This window comes from Amycolatopsis acididurans (assembly GCF_012328925.1).
Taxonomy (GTDB): Bacteria; Actinomycetota; Actinomycetes; order Mycobacteriales; family Pseudonocardiaceae; genus Amycolatopsis_E; species Amycolatopsis_E acididurans.
Genome location: NZ_JAAXLS010000004.1, coordinates 214217 through 233304, shown reverse-complemented (window position 1 = coordinate 233304; position 19088 = coordinate 214217). Strand labels below are relative to the sequence as shown.

The window sequence follows — 19088 nt, the reverse complement described above, 5'->3', positions numbered from 1 at the left end:
AGGGGACGGACGTCCAGACCACGTACCCGTGCAGGTTCCGACCACCGTTCGATCGTCTTCACTCGCTACCTCCGTTCTCGTGACAACAAGACAGGCGCGCACACGCGCCATGAGTGAGAAATCCATCTTCCATGGAAGAATTCCAAATTCGCGAGGCCACGACGGGCCCGCCACGAGGACTACGGTAATCGAACGGACGTTCCACCGCCACTACACGAACAGGTATTCCGGATTGGTGCGGTGCGCGGGTAGCTTGCCCAGCATGAGCACCACGCAGCGAGAAACAGCGGTACGCCTCGACCGGCTCCCCGTCACCCCGCCTCACCGGTATGTGATCGCGGTGCTCGGTGTGGCGACGTTCTTCGACCTGTACGACCCTTTTCCTCGCCAGCAAGGTAAGCACGTGCTGTCCCGAGAGTTCGGCGTGTCCAGCGACGAACTCAAGCCGTTGCTCGCGTCGGGTTCCTCGGCACGTTCGTCGGCGCGATCGCACTGCGCCGGCTCGCCGACCGGCTGGGCCGGCGCACAACGTTTCTGCTGACGCTGAGTATCTACTCTGTTTTCACACTACCGGGCGCATCCAGCACGAATGTCTGAATGCTCGTCGTCTGCCGGTTCATCGCGGTATCGACATCGGCGCGGAGCTGCCGGTGACCGGCGCTTACCCGGCCGATCTGCTGCCTCCGCACGCCCGCAGCCGCGCTACGGCCTGGGCTTACACGGTCGGCTTCTGTGACATGCCCGCGGCCGGATTCCTACTCGGGCACGCGCCGCTGGGCATCGGCGGCCGGCGCTGGCTGTTCGTGGTCGGCGCACTCGGGGTCGCCATCGTCTGGGCCCTGGAGGCCGGCCTGCCCGAGTCACCGGGCTGACTCGTCACGCACGACCGGCCGGAACATGCGAGGCCGTCGTTCGCCGACCGGAGCGAACAGCCGCGATTCCCTTGCCGGAGCCGGAAAACAGGCGTCCGCGGCAACACCGAAGCCGGAACGATTCGGCGCGCTGATTCGAACCCCTGGCGAAGCCGTACGATCATGCTGTATCTTTTCCAAGTACTGCTGGCGTTCGGTTACTACGGGTTCGGCTCCCTGGTACCGATCATCCTGGCAGCGAAGGGTTTTCGACCTCGCCCATTCGCTCACGACCAGTGCGCTGACGTTCCTCGGCTACCCCATCGACTCCGCGCTCTCCACTCCGATCATGGAGTGAGTGCAGCGGAAGTGGCTGATAGTCGGCAGCGCACTTGGCATGGCGGGCTTCGGGCTCGCGTTCGGTTACTCGACCACGGGCGTGGCGGTCTCGATTCTCGGCTTCTGCTACACCGCGATCAGCAACGCGTTCTCAAACGCGTTCCACACATATCAGGCGGAGCTGTTCCCCACCTCGCTGCGGGCAACGGCGGCGGGCTCAGCGCACTCACTGTCCCGGCTGGCGACCGCGGCGATGCCATTCGTTCGTTGTCACCATTGCGATGGCCATCTTGATCGCAGATGTCGCAGTCCTCGGACCGCGAACCACTGGGCGAACGGTAGAGGAGATTTCCATGCGTGAATGATGTCGCCGACGCGGTGTCCACTATGGATCGAAGCCGCCCTGGTATCAAAGCCAGTCGTCAGGCCCGGCCCAGGCGAAAAGCTGTGTCCGCGTGGCTTCCGTACCGGTGTACTGGCCGCGGTAGAACAAGAGTGGCCGGTCGCTGGAGGGATCACCGAGGGCCCTCACCCGGCCGATGGCGACGTAATGGTCGCCTGCCTCGTGGACGGCCTCCAGGTCACAGTCCACCCACGTGAGCGCGCCGCGCAGGATCGGTGAACCGGATGGTGCCGGCCCCCATTCGACCGAGGCGAACTTGTCGGCGCCGGGCTTGCCGAACGCCGCGCTGACCTCGCGCTGGTTCTCGGAGAGAAGATTGACCGTGAATCGCCCGGCCTGCTCGATGACCGGCCAGGTTCGGGATGTTCGGCTGGGGCAGAACAACACCAGCGGCGGGTCCAACGACAGTGCCGCGAAGGACTGGCAGGCGAAGCCGACGGGCGTGGTTCCATCGTGCGCCGTTACGACCGTCACGCCAGTACAGAAGTGCCCCAGAACGGAGCGGAACTGGGCGGAGTCGACCTGGGTGATCATGGTGTGAGCTCCCGGAGCGGCGTTCGCGTACACCGCGGGTTGCCCGGCGATGCCGGGGTGCGCGTGGTCATCCATGCCGGGGTACGCGTCGCCATCCGTGCCGGGATTCGCGTGGTCATCCATACCTGGGTTCGCGCCGCCATCCATGCCGGGGTCGGCGTAGTCATACATGCCGGATTTCGACTGCCCGCCCTTACCCGAGCCGCAGCCGCAGCCGCAGCCGCAGCCGCAGCCGCAGCCGCAGCCGCAGCCGCAGCCGCAGCCGCAGCCGCAGCCGCAGCCGCAGCCGCAGCAGAGGATTGTCCTGCCCGGCGCGAGAAAGGAGCAATACTCACTGCTGCATACCCACGCTGAAGTCGTGGCCCCACAGGCTCACGGCCGTGCTCTCACGGGCGATCCAGTTCGAATCGTCCACCTGACGTCCCTCACAGCCGAATTCCACGTCGAAGCCGCCCGGCGTTTTCATGTAGAAGGAGAGCATCAGGTCGTTCACGTGCCTGCCCAGCGTCGCCGACATGGGCACGCCACGCCGCTTCGCGCGGTCCAGGCACAGGCCGACGTCATCGGTGTTCTCCACCTCGACCATGAGATGGACGATCCCGCTGGGTGTCGGCATCGGCAGGAACGCCAGGCTGTGGTGCCTCGGATTACAACCGAAGAAACGCAACCACGCGGGTGCGCCGTCGGCCGGGCGTCCCACGATTTGCGGCGGCATCCGCATGGAGTCGCGCAGCCGGAAGCCCAGCACGTCGCGATAAAAACGCAACGCCGCGTCGTCGTCGTGAGTGGACAGCACGACGTGCCCGAGTCCTTGCTCACCGGTGACGAACCGGTGTCCGTACGGGCTCACCACACGCCGGTGCTCCAGCGCGACGCCGTGGAACACCTCCAGCGTGTTGCCGGACGGGTCCTCGAAGGTGATCAGCTCGCACACGCGGCGGTCGCCGAGCTGCTCCGCCGTACCCTCCTTGAACGGCACGCCGTTCGACGACAGGCGCTGGCGGACCTCCTCCAGCTCCGCCGCGTTCGCGGCCTCCCAGCCTGCCTGGGCGAGCCGGTCCGAAGAACCCGGGACGATCACCAAACGCGCCGGGAAGTCATCCATGCGCAGATACAGCGCGTCGGGATCCGTTCCCTTGCCCTCCACCATGCCGAGCACCTTGAGCCCGTACTCGCGCCACTTCTCCATGTCCGTGGCTTCGATGCGCAGATACCCGAGCGAGCGAATTCCCATCAGGAACCCCCAAGGAAATCGAGAGCCAGCCGGTTGAACTCCTCGAACTTCTCCAGCTGCGCCCAATGCCCGCACTGCCCGAACACGTGCAACTGAGCGCGCGGAATCATCTTGAACGCGACCAATGCGCCATCAAGCGGGTTGACGCGGTCCTCACGACCCCAGATCAACAGCACCCGCTGCCGCAGCCGATGCGCGTCCCGCCACAACATGCCCTGCTCGAAGGAGTCGGGCCGCATGAACGACTCCCCCATCGCCCGCATCGCGGCGAGCGACTCCGGCGTGCTGGCCGCCGCGAACCGCTCCTCGATCAGCTCCTCGGTGATCAGCGACTGATCGTGCACCATCACCCGCAGGAACGCTTCCAGCTTCTCCTTACTGGGCCCCGGTGGTGCCGGGAAGCGCCCCAGGTTCTTGACGCCCTCGGTCGGATCCGGCGCGAACACGTTGACGCTCAACCCGCCCGGCCCCATCAGCACCAGCCGGCCTGCACGCTTCGGATGGTCCAGCGCCAGCCGGACGGCCGTACCGCCGCCCAGTGAGTTGCCGACGAAATGCGCCCTCTCGATCCCGAGCGCGTCCAGCAGCCCGACGACGGCCGAGGAGCTGTGCGTGAAGTACTGAGGATGTGACGTGGGCTTGTCGGACTTGCCGAACCCCGGCTGATCGACCGCGATCGTGCGATACGACTTGGCGAACACCGGGATGTTGCGGGCGAAGTTGCTCCACGCCGACGCGCCCGGCCCCCCACCGTGCAACAGCACGACGGTCTCGCTGTGCTCCGCGCCGGCCTCGTGATAGTGCAGTCGGAGCCCGTCACCGACCTCTGCGTACTTGCCTTCCATCAGACCATCGCATTCTCGATGGGAAGCCCGAACTCGCCGGTTCCGAACATGATGTAGGCCCGTTCCGGATCGTTGGCCGCGTGCACCCTGCCGGCGTGCGCGTCACGCCAGAAGCGCTGGATCGGCGTGCCCACCTTCAGCGCGCGGCCGCCGGAGTTCTCGAACAGCCGGTCCACCGCGGCGATCGCCCGCTCCGTCCCGCGAACCTGGTCGCGCCGCACCCGCAGGCGAGCCGGGAACGACAACTTCTCGCCGCGGCACGCCGCCTGGTACAGCTCGTCGATGTTCCTGGTCAGCTGAAGCCACGCCGCGTCGATATCGCTCGACGCCTCGGCGATCCGGACCTTCGCGAACGGGTCCTCTTTGGACTGCTCACCGGCGTAAGCGGCACGCACGCGCTTGCCCTGATGTTCGATGTGCGCGTCGTAGGCGCCCTGCGCCATCCCGATGATCGGGGCGGTGATCGTCGACGGATGCACCGAACCGTAGGGAAGCCGGTACAGCGGCCCTGTGTTGACCTCCTGCCCCGGCGTCTTGCACTTCGACGTCGCGACGAAGCTCAGCGCCCGGTGCTGGGGCACGAACACGTCCTCCACGAGGATGTCGTTGCTGCCGGTACCCCGGAGCCCGACCGTGTCCCACACGTCGATGATCTTGTAGTCCTCGATCGGCAACAGGTACGTGCAGAAGTCCACCGGCTGGTCGTCCTTGAACGCCGGCCCGCCGAGCAGCACCCACGTCGCGTGGTCACAACCGGACGAGAAGCTCCAGCGCCCGGAGACCCGGTACCCGCCGTCGACGACCTTCGCCTTGCCCATCGGCGCATAAGACGAGGAGATGCGCGTGTCGACGTCCTCGCCCCACACGTCCTCCTGCGCCTGCGCGTCGAAAAGCCCGAGGTGCCACGGATGCACACCCAGGATCGACGCGACCCAGCCGGTCGATCCGCACGCGCTCGCGATGAGCTTCACCGCTGTGTAGAAGGTGACCGGATCGGCCTCGTAGCCGCCGTGGCGCTTGGGCTGCAGCAGTTTGAAGAAACCGGTCTCCTGCAACGACTTTATCGACTCATCGGGAATGCGCCGCGTGTCCTCGGTCTCCTGCGCGCGTTCCCGGAGGACGGGCAGCAGCTCGGTGACCGCGGCGATCACTGCGCCCGCGTCCTGCTCGCTCATTGGGGTCCTCACTTCCCTCGTGCCCCGGCTCGCGATGACGGGTGGAGCGCTTGCTGATCACCGCTCATGGATGTTGTCCCGTCCCTCGTCAGACCTGCAATCTCATCGTCAAGACTAGAACACGTTCTCGTTTTTGTCATCACCGCGTGGCCGTCGCCACCGACATTCCGGCCCGACGCCCGGAGAACACGCAGTCGGCCAGCGACAATCCGCTCACATACGAGTTAGAACAGATTCCCACCGCGGACCGCCCCGCCGCGTACAGACCCGGAATCCGACCACCGTCGGCGGAACGCACCTGACCGGTGTTCTCGTCCACGACCAGCCCACCGAGGGTGAGCATCGGGCACGGGAACCCCAGGCTGGGCTTCACCGACACGTCCAGCAGCGAGAACGGTGGCTTGCGCACCGGACGTGCGTACTCAGCGGGCTTTCTCATCGGATCATCCGCGTGATACGCCTCGACCGTGGCCGCCAACCCGTCCGGATCGACGCCCGCACGCCGCGCGACCTCGGCCAGCGTCGGACCCGTCACGCGTCCCTGACGCAGCATGTAGATCGACTGAAGCCACTGGAACCACAGGGCTTCCTTGCGGGCGGTGCGTTTGACCTCGGCCACGATGTCGTCGTCGACGAGCAGCCAGCCCTTGCCCTCGTGCCGGTTGATCAGTGCCTCTCCGACGGCGGCGCCGTAGCGCGACTCGTCGATGATCCGCTGCCCCGCCGCGTCGACCAGCAGCCCGCCGACGAACGCACGCGGCGGCGTGATGAACCGCCACGCGGTCACCTTGTCCATCTTCGCCGTCGCACCACCCGCGCCGACTCCGAGGCCGATGCCGGAGCCGTCATCGGCGGCCGTTCCCAGCGGCAGCCCGCCCCGGTAGGCCGGCGCGTGCTCGCGCATCATCTCCCGGTTCGCGATGAAGCCTCCCGCCGTGATGATCACCCCGCGGCGGGCGTGAATTTCCACTTCCCTGGCATAGCGACGTTCGAGCCGCTCAGCCCGCCGGTGCAGCGCCTTCCGCACGGCCGGAACGTAGATTCCCGGCTTCGCCGCGTACTTCGCCAGCAACCGGTGCGCGCGACGCACCCACCTCGGCGCCTCCCGCAGTGTGCGGACCCGGACCCCGGCGACACCGTCCGGCCCGGCGATCAGCTCCGTCGCCCGGGTGCCGGACAGCACCTCCACACCACGCCCGCGCACCGCCTCCGCCAGCCGCGCGAACAGCAACTTCCCCGACGTGCCCGGGCCCTTCACCCGGTGCCCGCGCGCGGCCGGTTTCGCCAGGTCGCGGAAGCCCGCGGACGTTTCGCTGCCCGAGTGATAGAGGTAGTAGTCGTTGTTGGGATACGAGGTCTTGTAGGGGCAGAGACTGCCCTCGAACGGCACCCCGTTGCCTTCCAGCCAGCCGACCATGTCCGAGCTCTGCTCGCAGAACCGGCGCAGTGTCGTTTCCGACACGGCGTCGCCGACCTCGACGCGCAGGTAGTCGTACATCGCATCGACCGAGTCGTCGACACCTGCCGCACGCTGATGCGCGGTACCGCCGCCCGCGTACACGATTCCACCGCTCAGCGCGCTCGCGCCACCGCCGCTGAACCGGTCCAGTACGAGCACCGAGGCGCCTGCGTCGGCGGCCTCGATGGCCGCACACGCACCTGCTGCTCCGAACCCGATCACGACGACATCCACTGCTCCAGCCACGACCTCACCCTAGAACTGAAACACGTTCTCGTCTATGGTGACGACAAAGGCTGCGAGCAGCGGCCCGTCCGTCTGGAACATGTTTCATCCGGAGGTGGCATGACCCACGAGTTCGACGTGGTCGTGGTCGGCAGCGGGGCAGCCGGGATGACGGCCGCGCTGGCCGCCGCCCAGCATGGGCTCAGTGTCGTCGTCCTCGAGAAGGCCGCGAAGTTCGGCGGGTCGACCGCCCGTTCCGGCGGCGGCGTGTGGATCCCGGACAACGAGGTGCTGCGCGCCGCCGGGATCACGGACACGCCGGAGAAGGCGCGCGACTACCTGCGGGCGATCGTGGGCGACGCCGTTCCCGCCGAGCAGCGGAACACCTTCCTCGACCGCGGTCCCGAGGTCGTCGCCTTCGTGCAGCGGCACACCCCGCTCCGGTTCCAGTGGGTGCCCGGCTATTCCGATTACCACCCCGAGGCGCCGGGCGGACGGCCGGGCGGCCGCTCCGTCGAGCCGAAGGCATTCGACGCGCGCCTGCTCGGACCGGAGATCGCGAATCTCGAACCGCCCTACAGCGCGGCGCCGCTCGGCGTGCCGATCACCCAGGCGGACTATCGCTGGCTGAGCCTCATCGCGCGGCACCCGAAGGGCGTGCTGCGACTGTTCGGCCTCGGTCTGCGCTGGCTCGGCGCGCGAGTCACCGGCCGCCGTCCGCTGTCCATGGGTCAGGCGCTCGCGGCCGGCCTGCGCGCCGGGCTCCTGCGCGCCGATGTCCCGGTGTGGCTCAGCACGCCACTGACGGACCTGATGACCGAAGAGGGCAGGGTGACCGGCGTGCTCACCCCGGAGGGCGAGATCAGGGCCCGGCGCGGCGTTGTCCTGGCGGCCGGCGGCTTCGAGCACAACGAGGAGATGCGCACCAAGTACCAGCGCCAGCCGATCGGAACCGAATGGACGGTCGGCGCCAAGGCCAACACGGGCGACGGCATCAACGCGGGGCTCAAGCTCGGCGCCGCCGTCGGCCTGATGGACGACGCCTGGTGGGGGCCGTCGATCCCGCTCCCCGGTGGTCCGTGGTTCGCGCTGGCCGAACGGTCGCGGCCCGGTTCGCTGATGATCGACGGGCACGGCGAGCGGTTCGTCAACGAGTCCGCGCCGTATGTGGAGGCAGTGCACGCGATGTACGGCGAGGGCGACGGACCGGCCCGGCACATCCCGACCTGGCTCGTGTTCGACCAGCGTTACCGCGACCGGTACATGTTCACCGGTCTCGGCCCCCGGCAGAAGCTGCCCGGACGCTGGTTCAAACACGGCGCCGCGGCGAAGGCGGCGACGCTGCCGGAACTGGCCGAGCGCATCGGGGTGCCCGCCGAGTCGTTGATCAAAACCGTGGACCGGTTCAACGGCTTCGCGCGCAACGGCGTGGACGAGGACTTCCAGCGCGGGGCCAGCGCCTACGACCACTACTACGGCGACCCGCGCAACCGGCCGAACCCGAGCCTGGGCCCCGTCGACCGCGCGCCGTTCTACGCGGTCAAGATCGTCCCCGGCGACCTCGGCACCAAGGGCGGACTGCGTACCGACACGCACTCACGAGTCCTGCGTGAGGACGGATCGGTGATCGCGGGGTTGTACGCGGCGGGAAACACCAGCGCGGCGGTCATGGGCCACACGTACGCGGGTCCCGGCGCGACCATCGGACCCGCGATGGTTTTCGGTTACCTCGCCGCCGAGCACCTGGCTGGAGACAAGAGCAGCGGAGGGCAACGATGACAGAAGTCCGGAGCATCGAAGCGGGCGCACCGCCGGAGCGGTTCGCGCGTGGCTGGCACTGCCTTGGCCTCGCGGACTCCTTCAAGGACGGAAAGCCGCACGCGATCAACGCTTTCGGCACGAAACTGGTCGTGTTCCAAAGCGAGGACGGCAAGCTCAACGTGCTCGACGGATACTGCAGGCACATGGGCGGGGACCTCACCCAGGGCACGGTCAAGGGCAACGAGGTGGCGTGCCCGTTCCACGACTGGCGCTGGGGCGGCAACGGCAAGTGCATGTCGATTCCCTACGCCAAAAGGGTTCCGCTGCGTGCGCGCACCCGGTCGTGGCTGACCCTGGAGGAGAACAAGCAGCTGTTCGTGTGGCACGACCCGCAGGGCAACCCTCCTCCCGAGGACGTCGTGATCCCGCGCATCGACGGGATCTTCAGCGGCGAGTGGAGCAACTGGACCTGGGACTCGGTGCTCATCGAGGGGTCCAACTGCCGGGAAATCGTCGACAACATGGTCGACATGGCGCACTTCTTCTACATCCACTACGCCTTCCCGACGTACTTCAAGAACGTCTTCGAAGGCCACATCGCGACGCAGTACCTCAACACCAAGGGCCGCCCGGACGTGGGCATGGCCTCCAACTACGGCGGCGAGGACAACCTGTTGCGGTCCGAGGCCTCGTACTTCGGGCCCTCGTACATGATCAACTACCTGCTCAACACGTTCAAGGGCTTCGAGATCGAGAACGTGCTGATCAACTGCCACTACCCCGTGACACCGAATTCCTTTGTGCTGCAATGGGGTGTGAGCGTGAAGAAGCTGCCCGGGGTGTCCGACGAGCAGGCGGACAAGATCGCCGGGAAGTTCGCTAAGAGCATAGGCGTCGGCTTCCTCCAGGATGTCGAGATCTGGAAGAATAAGAGCCGGATCGACAATCCTCTGCTGTGCGAGGAAGACGGTCCGGTCTACCAGTTGCGCCGCTGGTACGAACAGTTCTATGTGGACGTCGAGGAGGTCACCGAGGACATGACGCGCCGCTTCGAGTTCGAAGTGGACACTACCAAGGCGAACGAGGCGTGGGCCGCGGAGGTCGCCGACAATCTCGCCCGGCAGCAGGCGGGAGTGTGACGTGACGACGGCTGAGTTCCTCACCGGCGGGTTACGGCCGCATACATGTTCGGCGTGCGGTACGTGCGTGCTGGTGAAGAAGAACAGCTGGAAGCACACGAGCATTCAGTGGATCAGCGACGCCGCCAGCAGTTGCCCCGTGTTCGCCGAGCACGCCGCCGCCGGCGAGAACACGGCACTGCTCGACACGTGCGAGCGCTTGATGGGCAGCATCGCCGAGTCGGTCCGCTCCGGCGAGTTCGGGGAGCTCGATGAGTAGGGTGCACACGCTCACCGTGGCCGAGGTCGTCGAAGAGACCGCCGACGCGAGGTCGCTGGTATTCGAGGTTCCGCCGGAGCACGCCGAGGTTTTCCGTTACCGGCCGGGTCAGTTTCTCACGCTGCGCGCGGGCGACGCGGCGCGATGCTATTCGCTGTCGAGCGCGCCACACGAGGGTTCGCGGCTCAAGGTGACCGTGAAGCGCACTGTGGGCGGCTACGGCTCGAACTGGATCTGCGACAACGTCAGGGCGGGCGCGACCGTTGAGGTCCTGCCGCCAGGCGGTGTGTTCACGCCGGAGTCGTTCGACGAAGACCTGCTGCTGTTCGCGGGCGGCAGCGGAATCACGCCGGTCATGTCGATCCTGAAAACCGCGCTGCGGCAGGGAACAGGACAGCTCGTGCTGATCTACGCCAACCGCGACGAGCGGTCGGTGATCTTCGGCGACGAACTGGCCGCGCTGGCACGGGAGCACGAGCGGCTCGTGGTGATCCATTGGCTCGAGACCGTGCAGGGGCTGCCCGGCACGGAGCAACTGCGTGCGCTCGCGAAACCGTTCGCCGGGCACGAGGCATTCCTCTGCGGGCCGGCACCGTTCATGGCGGCGGCCGAACGCGCACTGGCCGACCTCGGCGTGCCCGGGGACCGCGTCCACATCGAGAAGTTCGTCTCGCTCGGCGACAACCCGTTCGAGTCGGCGCCGGTGCCGGAGGGCGGTGAGACCACGGCGCTCGCGGTCGACCTCGACGGCACGCGGCACGAGTTCACGTGGCCGCGGCAGCAGAAGCTGCTCGACTTCCTGCTCGACAAGGGGCTGGACGCGCCGTACTCGTGCCGGGAGGGGCAGTGCAGTGCGTGTGCTTGCCGGATCACCTCCGGTGAGGTCAAGATGCTCAACAACGAGATCCTGGATTCCGAGGACATCGCCGAGGGCATCGTGCTGGCCTGCCAGTCGGTGCCGCTGACCGACGACGTCTCGGTGACCTACGAGTAGGAGTGTGCGGTGCCCATCGATCCCGACCTCGCCATCGGTGCCGAGCTCGACGAGGTTCCCTTCGCGTGGACACAGTCGGACGTGCTGCTCTACCACCTCGCCCTCGGCGCGGGCGGCAACCCGACCGATGCCAAGGAGCTGCGCTACACCTACGAACGGGACCTTCAGGTGCTGCCGACGTTCGCGACAGTCGCGGTGAACCTGCGCACGTACGAACCGCCCGCGGTGTCGTTTCCCGGAATCGAGGTGGACCTGGCGAAGGTCGTGCACGGCACACAGGCCGTCACCGTGCACCAGCCGATTCCGGTCGAGGGCAAAGCCGTCGCCCGCACCCGGATCGTCGACGTACTCGACAAGGGCAAGGCAGCGGTGATCGTCAAGGAGACCACCGTGCACGACTCGTCCGACAGTCCGTTATGGACTGAACGGTCGAGCATCTTCGCGCGCGGCGAAGGCGGTTTCGGCGGCAAGCGTGGCGAGTCGGACAAGGTCGAGCTGCCCGACCGCGAGCCCGACGTCGTGATCGACACGCCTACGCTGCCGCAGCAGGCGCTGCTCTACCGGCTCTGCGGCGACCGGAACCCGCTGCATGCCGATCCCGAGTTCGCGCGGGCCGCCGGATTCGACGTGCCGATCCTGCATGGCCTGTGTACCTACGGCGTGGTCGCCAAGGCTGTCACCGACGCGCTGCTGGACGCCGACACCGCACGCGTGTCGTCGTTCTCGGCGCGGTTCGCCGGAATCGTGCTGCCCGGCGAAACGTTGCGCACCCGGATATGGCGCGACGGCACACGGCTGCTGGTCACCACGACGGCCCCGGACCGCGACGACGCGCCCGTGCTGTCCGACGCGGTGCTCGGGACGGTTTAGATCGCGGCCACGAGCATGTATGCCATGCCGAGCCCCATCGCGGCACGGTAGATCGGGCGGGCGGTGATCGCCTCGCGGATCGGGGCGCCTTTGACCACCCGGGCGGCGGTGAACCCGGATTTGAGCACGTCGAAGGCGAAGTAGGCGATGGCGAGCACGGCGAGTGCGGGCCAGGCCAGTTTACCGGGCATCTCCGACATTGTGAGCCACGGGCCGTGGCTCGTGCCCGCCCGCGGCATCGCGGTGATCATGTAGAGCATCGCGATCGCGGAGATCAGGTGGTGCACGGCGCAGCAACGCCGCCCACGCAGCGCCGCCACGAAGAACCAGCCCGCCATGAGTCCGAAGACGGCCTGCCAGCCTGCCGCCGGAATGGGCCCACCGAGCGGCGAGACCATCGCGACCATCGCCGTGACCATGAGCAGTTCGGCGAGATCCATCTGCCGGATGTCCGGGTCGGCCAACGGCTGCATACGCACCAGCCGGTACACACTCGGCACGGCGAGCAACGCGAAGAGCACCGTCAGGCTCCACGCGAGCGCGTCGGGAATGTGCATGCCTTACGTTCACCGACAGCTCACCGGAGAGGCTAGAGGTCAAGCAGGTGATAGACCGATTTCACACTGTCACACCTGGTCACGCGTGTGCACTCGTGGTGACAGCGAGCCGGCGAGCGGTCGGTACGCGCGGACCGAAGAACGATGGCGGGGCGGCCTTCCATGGAGTCCTGCCCTGATCGATCTGCCCTCGCGGACGACGGCTCACCCGGCCGTCTCAACCACGCCGGGACAAGGGTTCAGGCGGCAGCCGCGGCACATCTTCCGCAGGATTCAGGCGGCTGTCTCAACCACGCCCGGTGGCAGGGCTCACCCGACCACCTCAACCCCGCCGGCGGCACGGCTCACCCGACCGCCCCAACCATCCCGGGCACGGCTCACCCGACCGCCCCACCCATCCCGGGCAGGGTTCCGACGACGGCCCCAACCCGCCTCGGCAGGGTTCAGGCGGCCGTCGTCAGGATGAGCGCGCTCGTCGGGACGCCGGTGCCCGCGGTGACCAGCGCGTGGTCGACCTCGGCCACCTGGTTCACCGCCGTGCCGCGGACCTGGCGCACCGCCTCGGCGATGCCGTTCATCCCGTGGACGTACGCCTCGCCCAGTTGGCCGCCGTGGGGGTTCAGGGGCAGGGCACCATCCAGTTCCAGCGCACCGTCCGCGATGAAGTGCCGCGCTTCGCCGCGGGCGCAGAAGCCCAGTTCCTCCAACTGGATCAGCACGTAGGGCGTGAAATGGTCATAGAGCACCGCGACCGAGACGTCCGCCGGCGCGAGGCCCGACTGCGCCCACAGTTGCCTGCCCACCACGCCCATCTCCGGCAGCGCCGCCAGCTCATCCCGGTAGTAGCTCGTCATCACGTACTGGTCCGGCCCGCTGCCCTGCGCCGCCGCGGCGATCACGGCCGGCGGCTGCGGCAGGTCCCGCGCGCGCTCGACGCTCGTGATCACCAGCGCCACCCCGCCGTCGGTCTCCTGGCAGCAGTCCAGCAGATGCAGCGGCTCGGCGATCCACCGTGACGCCTGATGCTCCGCGAGCGTGATCGGCTTGCCGTAGAACCACGCGTTCGGGTTCGTCGCCGCGTGCTTGCGGTCCATCACCGCCACACGGCCGAAATCCGCGCTCGTCGCACCGTAGTTGTGCATGTACCGCTGCGCGACCATCGCCACCGTCGCCGCCGGGGTGCCCAGGCCCATCGGATAGTGGAAACTGTTGTCGATCCCCGAGGAGTTCACCTGCTGCGCCGCCGCGGCCGACACCTGACCGAACCGGTGCCCCGACCGCTCGTTGAACGCCCGGTACGCCACCACGACATCGGCCACCCCGGTGGCCACCGCCATCGCCGCCTGCTGGACCGTCGCCGCCGCCGCGCCGCCTCCGTAATGAATGCGACTGAAGAACGTCAGCTCCGGGATGCCCAGTTCACGGGCCAGCGAGATCTCGCTGTTGGTGTCCATTGTAAACGAGACCAGACCATCCACATCGGACGGTTCGAGACCCGCGTCGCCCAGGGCGGCCAGTACCGCCTCCGACGCCAGGCGCAGCTCACTTCGTCCGGAGTCCTTCGAGAACTCCGTCGCGCCGATACCGGCGATCGCCGCCTTGCCGGACAACGTCACGACATACCTCCCAGGGTGACCGTGCCGCTGAGATGCTCGCCCAGCTCACCGGTGCCGGTGACGCGGACCGTGACCTCGTCGCCGTCCTGCTCGGTCACCGTGCCGCGCAGCACCAGCGTGTCGTAGGCATAACACGGCACCCCGAGCCTGATCTTGATCGACCGCACCAGCGCGTCAGGGCCTGCCCAGTCGGTCACGAAACGCTGCACCAGGCCGGTGTCGGTCAGGATGTTCATGAAGATGTCCTTGGAACCGCGGCGCACGGCGGCGTCGCGATCGTGGTGCACGTCCTGGAAGTCCCGTGTCGCGAGCGCGGCGCTGATGATGAACGTCGGAGTGACGTCGATCGTCAGCGGCGGAAGCTCCGTGCCGATCATTCGACCACCCGCCACGCCGGCAACGTCAGATCCTCGTCCACCTTCACGAAAGCGGCCTCCACCTTCTGTCCGATCCGGACCGACGTCACGTCGAGCACCTCGCCCAGCACCCGCACGCCCTCGTCCAGTTCGACCAGCGCGATCACGAAGGGCAACTGCTTGCCCGGCACCGGCGGATTGTGGTGCACCACGTAGCTGTACACGGTGCCGCGCCCGCCGGCCACGATCCAGTCCGGCTTCGCGTCCAGATCACCGTCGGGCGGCATCGAGCCGGGCGGATGCCGCAGCTTGTCACCCCACCGCTGGATCCGCAGCTGCCCGGCCTTGGTGCCCTCCCAGAAGAACTCCGTGTCCCGGCTGATCACCGGCCGCAGCACCGGAGCCGCCGGCGGCTTCGGCGAAGGTGGCGCGAACTTCAGCACCCGGAACATCATCTCGCCGACCAGCTCGTCGCCGACGTACCAGAACGTGCGCGTGGTGACGAACCAGCCCTCACCGAGCGCTGTCCTTTTCGGACCGATGACGTTTTCGAGCTTTGTCGACGAGGAGACATGTTCCCCGTGCCTGAGGTAACGATGGTAGGTCTGTTCCGAGTTCGTCGCGACCACCGACGTGTAGCCGGCCTCGTCGAGCATCTTCATCGCCAGCGACAGCGGATCGTCCGACAGGCGGCGGCCCATCGACCACACCTGCAGCATCGCGGGCGGCGCGACCTCGGTGTAGCGCGGGTTGGTGTCCCCGATCGCCTCGGTCCAGTTGTTGATCATCGCCTGGTTGACCGGGTCCCGGGCCGGCTTCGGCTTCGATTCCCCCAGCGCGGCGATGCGTTGCGCCTGCTCTTCGATCGTCATCGCGGCACCCTCGGCAACCCCAGCCCCATCATCGCGATCAGCTCCCGCTGGATCTCGTTCACTCCGCCTCCGAACGTCAGCACCAGGTTCCGTCGCGCCAGCACGTCCAGCCATTCCGCCAGCGCGGCGGTCTCCGGATCGGTCAGATCGCCATGCCGGGCAACGATTTCACCAAGCATCCGGCCGATCCGCTGGATGCGTTCCGAACCGAAGATCTTCGTCGCCGACGCGTCCGCGACGTCGACCGGATGCGTCACCGCGACCTGCCAGTTCAGCAGTTCGTTGATCCGCACCGTCGCATGCGTCTCGCGTAGCACGCGCCGCACATCCGGCTCGTCCAGCAAATTCCGCGCCTCGGCCCACGCGTGGACCCGGTCGTACAGGCCGCCGATGCGTCCGGCGGGGCCGAGCATGACGCGTTCGTGGTTGAGCTGTGTCGTGATCAGCTTCCAGCCCTGGTTTTCCTTGCCCACCAGCATGTTCGCCGGAACACGGACATCGGAGTAGTACGTCGCGTTGACGTGGTGCGCGCCGTCGCAGGTGATGATCGGCGTCCACGAGTAGCCCGGATCGCTGGTGTCGAGAATCAGGATCGAGATGCCCCTGTGCTTCGGCGCGTCCGGGTCCGTGCGCACCGCGAGCCAGATGTAGTCGGCGTCGTGGCCGCCGGTGGTGAAGATCTTCTGCCCGTTCACCACATAGGAGTCGCCGTCGCGGACGGCGGTGGTGCGCAGCGACGCGAGATCCGTGCCCGCGTCCGGCTCGGTGTACCCGATCGCGAAGTGCACCTCACCGGCGAGAATGCGGGGCAGGAACAGTTTTTTCTGTTCCTCGGTGCCGAATTCCTGCAGCGTGGGCCCGACGGTCTGCAGCGTCACCGACGGCAGCTGCACATCCGCCCTGGCGGCCTCGTCGACGAAGATGTGCTGCTCGATGTCGCCGAAACCGCGGCCGCCGTACTCGTGCGGCCAGCCGACGCCCAGCCAGCCGTCGCTGCCCATCCGGCGCACGATCCGCCGGTAGACCTCGCCGTGCCGCTCGCGCATCAGCGCGTGCCGTTCCTCGGGCGAGATCAGCCCGGCGAAATAGCCCCGCAGTTCGGCCCGCAGGTCCCGCTGGTCACTGGTCAGTTCGATGTGCACAGCCTGCTCACCTCCTCGACCAGCGCGTAGTACCGGTGCAGCGGATAGGTGATGTCCACGCCGATCCCCCCGTGCAGGTGGTGGCAGATCGCCAGCGCCTTCGGGGCCTCCTCGGCGAACCAGTACGCCGCGATGTCCAGCTCCGGATCGAGCCCGGCCGAGAGCCGCCACACCGACGACAACGTGGCCAGGTGCACGGTCCGCGAGGCGATGTAGACGTCGGCGATCTGCTGCGCGACGGCCTGGAACGTGGCCAGTGGCTTGCCGAACTGCTCGCGGCCACCGATGTGCTCGGTGGTCAGCGCGAGCGCGCCGGCCAGTGCCCCGTCACCGAACGCGAGCGCCCCGGCCAGTGCGTAGGTGTGCAGGGTCGCCAGCGCCTCGCCCGGTTCGCCGCCCCGCAACAGGTCGGCCTCGCCCACGGCGACGCCGTCGAGCCGCATCGTGTTTCCCGCGACGGTCACGCCGGCCGCCTTCGGGTCGACCACGAAGATGCCGGTCTGCGAGGACAACGACGCGGGCACCAGCACGTGCGTCGCCTGCGCGAGATGCGGTATCGCCGTCTTGACGCCGGTCAGCTCCCACACGCCGGCCCTGGCCACTGCCCTGGTCGAGGGATGGACGACCAGCGGCGCGGACGGTTCGTGCGCCGCCGCGGTGACCACGGCGTCACCGGTCGCGATCGCGGGCAGTAGCGCCGCCCGCTGATCGGATGTGCCGAGAAAGTCCAGCGGCAGCGCGCCGAACGCCAGTGACAGCGCGGGCACGGCGGCCGCCGCGCGGCCGAGTTCGGCGAGCAGGACGGCCACCTCGGCGACGCCCAGCCCGTCTCCGCCGAGGTCGGGTGGCAGCGCCAGGGACAGCAGGCCCGCCTTCCCCAGCGCTCGCCACAGTTGCTCGTCGTAGCCGCCTTCGCCGGGTGGCCCGGCCTCCCGGCGCACGATGTCGGCGGCGAGCCCGGCGATGTCTCGCTGGGTCTCGTCGAGGGTGAAGTCCACGCAGACTCCTCAGGGCTAAGACTGAAACCTGTTCTAGTCTTAGCCGAGTGCGCGCTGCTAAGCAACCCCCGCGGCCGCGTTGAGAAGCTCTTTCAGTTCGGTGTGGATCGCGTCGGCCAGCGGCCACAGATCTGGAACAAGTTCTCGCGCACCGAGCAGGCCCACGTCGACCCTGCCCGCGTTCGAGATGACCGTGATGTTCAGCCCCGCGCCGTGGAACACCGGCCCCATCGGATGCAGCCCGGTGATCCGCGCGCCGAGCAGGTACAACGGCATGGGCGGGCCGGGCACGTTGGAGATGACCAGGTTGTGCACGGCCGGGTGCTTCTCCGCCAGCCGCAGCGCCGAGTACGCGCGCACGGCCAGGCCGAAGATCCCGGGCGCGGCGAATTGCGCCCAGTCGGCCAGCATGTCCGCCTTGATGCTGAAGTGGTGATCCTTCGCCACACGGTTGCTCTCCGCGATCGCGTAGATACGCGCTGCGGGATCGGGGAGCTGCGTGGGCAGGGAGGCGAAGAACGCCGACACCTGGTTGGTCCCGCCGTCCTCGCGTTCCGACCGGCCGATGGTCGACACCGGCACCGTCGCCACCAGCGGTTCGCCGGGCAGCTCGTCGCGGGACTCGAGGTAGCGCCGCAGCGCGCCGGCGCACAGCGCGAGCACGACATCGTTGACGGTCACCCCGAACGCCTGTTTGACCTTCTTGACCTCGTCCAGCTCGACGGAGGTGAAGGCGACGCTGCGCAGCCCGGTGATGGTGGCGTTGAACGGCGTGCGCGGGGCGGTGAACGGAACCGGCATCCCGGTGCGGCGCAAGGCCCTGCCGATCCAGCGTGGCGCCATGTTCAGCAGATCCGGCAGCAGCTTGGCGACCTCGACCGGGCGGCGCGCGATCTCGGCGACGCTGGAGCGCAGGAAGTCCAGTTCCCTCGGCGGTGCCGGGTTCGCGGCCTGCTCGGGCAGCGGCAGCAGCGAGTCCGGTTCGAGCCCGCACAGGTTCGCGATCAGGTTCGCGCCGCTCACGCCGTCGACCGTGGCGTGGTGCATCTTGACCAGCACCGCGAGGCGATCGTCCGGCAGCCCCTCGATGACGTACATCTCCCACAGCGGATGCGCCCGGTCCAGCGGCTGGCTCGTGAAGTGCGCACACAGCTCGGCCAGCGATTCGCGGTCGCCGGGGCTGGGCACCGCGACCCGGTGCAGATGCCGGTCGATCGAGAACGTCTCGTCCTCGACCCACACCGGATGCAGGAGGTTGAACGGCGAATCGTGCAGTTTCCGCCGGAATTCCGGAATCTCGGCAACGCGGGCGTCCAGCCTGTCCCGGAAGTCGGCGAAGCGATAACCGCCGGGCATGGTCGAACCGTCGAGGGTCAGCAGCCCGCAGATGTGCAGTACCTGCGAAGGTGTTTCCAGGTAGAGAAAACTGGCGTCGAGCCCACTGAGCGGTTGCACAAGA

At 67.8% G+C, this 19088-nt stretch carries 20 protein-coding genes and 1 pseudogene; 8 read left to right on the top strand and 13 right to left on the bottom strand.

The genetic code is table 11. The annotated features are described in order from the left end of the window. The first annotated feature begins 262 nt into the window (after window positions 1-262). From HFP15_RS42655 to HFP15_RS42645, 3 genes are all read left to right on the top strand, one after another. On the top strand, window positions 263-541 hold the full coding sequence (locus tag HFP15_RS42655) for a hypothetical protein (RefSeq protein WP_246271544.1): 279 nt from the start codon (window positions 263-265) through the stop codon (window positions 539-541). A 109-nt stretch (window positions 542-650) separates the two neighbouring features. Further along, window positions 651-872, top strand: a complete 222-nt coding sequence (locus tag HFP15_RS42650; RefSeq protein ID WP_246271543.1) for a hypothetical protein — start codon at window positions 651-653, stop codon at window positions 870-872. 337 nt (window positions 873-1209) lie between these two features. Further along, window positions 1210-1551: an MFS transporter gene (locus tag HFP15_RS42645; RefSeq protein WP_246271542.1), complete on the top strand. Its 342-nt coding sequence runs from the start codon at window positions 1210-1212 to the stop codon at window positions 1549-1551. Between the two features lie 48 nt (window positions 1552-1599). Here the strand turns inward: HFP15_RS42645 and hsaB are convergent, their stop codons facing one another. The 6 genes and pseudogenes from hsaB to HFP15_RS09470 form a co-directional block, all read right to left on the bottom strand. After that, window positions 1600-2127 (bottom strand): 3-hydroxy-9,10-secoandrosta-1,3,5(10)-triene-9,17-dione monooxygenase reductase subunit, encoded by a 528-nt coding sequence (gene hsaB, locus HFP15_RS09490; protein WP_168513966.1) that lies wholly within the window; start codon window positions 2125-2127, stop codon window positions 1600-1602. Window positions 2128-2320: 193 nt separating this feature from the next. After that, window positions 2321-2455, bottom strand: a complete 135-nt coding sequence (locus tag HFP15_RS43440; RefSeq protein WP_281355531.1) for a hypothetical protein — start codon at window positions 2453-2455, stop codon at window positions 2321-2323. Between the two features lie 3 nt (window positions 2456-2458). Next, window positions 2459-3361 (bottom strand): iron-dependent extradiol dioxygenase HsaC, encoded by a 903-nt coding sequence (gene hsaC, locus HFP15_RS09485; RefSeq protein ID WP_168513717.1) that lies wholly within the window; start codon window positions 3359-3361, stop codon window positions 2459-2461. Further along, the gene (gene hsaD, locus HFP15_RS09480; RefSeq protein ID WP_168513715.1) at window positions 3361-4206 is read right to left on the bottom strand and encodes a 4,5:9,10-diseco-3-hydroxy-5,9,17-trioxoandrosta-1(10),2-diene-4-oate hydrolase; all 846 of its coding nucleotides are present in this window, start codon (window positions 4204-4206) and stop codon (window positions 3361-3363) included. Before hsaD ends, hsaC begins: the two co-directional genes overlap by 1 nt. Beyond that, window positions 4206-5381 (bottom strand): 3-hydroxy-9,10-secoandrosta-1,3,5(10)-triene-9,17-dione monooxygenase oxygenase subunit, encoded by a 1176-nt coding sequence (hsaA, locus tag HFP15_RS09475; RefSeq protein WP_168513713.1) that lies wholly within the window; start codon window positions 5379-5381, stop codon window positions 4206-4208. The genes hsaD and hsaA overlap by 1 nt, the downstream gene beginning before the upstream one ends. 114 nt (window positions 5382-5495) lie before the next feature. Then, a pseudogene (locus HFP15_RS09470) lies at window positions 5496-7086 on the bottom strand (FAD-binding protein). Window positions 7087-7185: 99 nt separating this feature from the next. On the opposite strand from HFP15_RS09470, the gene kstD reads away from it, so the two are divergent. From kstD to chsH3, 5 genes are read left to right on the top strand one after another with little or no spacing between them, the layout of a single operon-like run. Beyond that, window positions 7186-8844, top strand: coding sequence for a 3-oxosteroid 1-dehydrogenase (gene kstD, locus HFP15_RS09465; RefSeq protein WP_168513709.1), 1659 nt, complete (start codon window positions 7186-7188; stop codon window positions 8842-8844). Then, window positions 8841-9965, top strand: a complete 1125-nt coding sequence (locus tag HFP15_RS09460; protein ID WP_168513707.1) for a 3-ketosteroid-9-alpha-monooxygenase, oxygenase component — start codon at window positions 8841-8843, stop codon at window positions 9963-9965. The genes kstD and HFP15_RS09460 overlap by 4 nt, the downstream gene beginning before the upstream one ends. A 1-nt stretch (window position 9966) precedes the next feature. Further along, window positions 9967-10224, top strand: a complete 258-nt coding sequence (locus HFP15_RS09455; RefSeq protein ID WP_168513705.1) for a hypothetical protein — start codon at window positions 9967-9969, stop codon at window positions 10222-10224. Beyond that, window positions 10217-11218: a ferredoxin--NADP reductase gene (locus HFP15_RS09450; RefSeq protein ID WP_168513703.1), complete on the top strand. Its 1002-nt coding sequence runs from the start codon at window positions 10217-10219 to the stop codon at window positions 11216-11218. Before HFP15_RS09455 ends, HFP15_RS09450 begins: the two co-directional genes overlap by 8 nt. A 9-nt stretch (window positions 11219-11227) precedes the next feature. After that, entirely contained in the window at window positions 11228-12088 is an 861-nt protein-coding gene (chsH3, locus tag HFP15_RS09445) for an enoyl-CoA hydratase ChsH3 (RefSeq protein ID WP_168513701.1), read from the top strand. Here chsH3 and HFP15_RS09440 read toward each other — a convergent pair. From HFP15_RS09440 to HFP15_RS09410, 7 genes are all read right to left on the bottom strand, one after another. Then, on the bottom strand, window positions 12085-12645 hold the full coding sequence (locus HFP15_RS09440) for a DUF5134 domain-containing protein (RefSeq protein ID WP_168513699.1): 561 nt from the start codon (window positions 12643-12645) through the stop codon (window positions 12085-12087). The two genes, chsH3 and HFP15_RS09440, sit on opposite strands and share 4 nt — an antisense overlap. Before the next feature lie 443 nt (window positions 12646-13088). Then, window positions 13089-14261, bottom strand: coding sequence for a lipid-transfer protein (locus tag HFP15_RS09435; protein ID WP_168513697.1), 1173 nt, complete (start codon window positions 14259-14261; stop codon window positions 13089-13091). Continuing rightward, a complete protein-coding gene (locus HFP15_RS09430) occupies window positions 14258-14638 on the bottom strand; it encodes a MaoC family dehydratase (RefSeq protein ID WP_168513695.1) in 381 nt (126 codons plus the stop codon). The genes HFP15_RS09435 and HFP15_RS09430 overlap by 4 nt, the downstream gene beginning before the upstream one ends. Continuing rightward, window positions 14635-15489 carry a bifunctional MaoC family dehydratase N-terminal/OB-fold nucleic acid binding domain-containing protein gene (locus HFP15_RS09425; RefSeq protein ID WP_168513693.1) on the bottom strand — a complete coding sequence of 285 codons (855 nt, stop codon included), beginning with the start codon at window positions 15487-15489 and terminating at the stop codon, window positions 14635-14637. The genes HFP15_RS09430 and HFP15_RS09425 overlap by 4 nt, the downstream gene beginning before the upstream one ends. Further along, window positions 15486-16631, bottom strand: coding sequence for an acyl-CoA dehydrogenase family protein (locus HFP15_RS09420; RefSeq protein WP_168513691.1), 1146 nt, complete (start codon window positions 16629-16631; stop codon window positions 15486-15488). The genes HFP15_RS09425 and HFP15_RS09420 overlap by 4 nt, the downstream gene beginning before the upstream one ends. Next, a complete protein-coding gene (locus HFP15_RS09415) occupies window positions 16616-17629 on the bottom strand; it encodes an acyl-CoA dehydrogenase family protein (RefSeq protein WP_168513689.1) in 1014 nt (337 codons plus the stop codon). The genes HFP15_RS09420 and HFP15_RS09415 overlap by 16 nt, the downstream gene beginning before the upstream one ends. Window positions 17630-17686: 57 nt before the next feature. After that, a complete protein-coding gene (locus HFP15_RS09410; protein WP_168513686.1) occupies window positions 17687-19084 on the bottom strand; it encodes a WS/DGAT/MGAT family O-acyltransferase in 1398 nt (465 codons plus the stop codon). Between the last annotated feature and the right edge of the window lie 4 nt (window positions 19085-19088).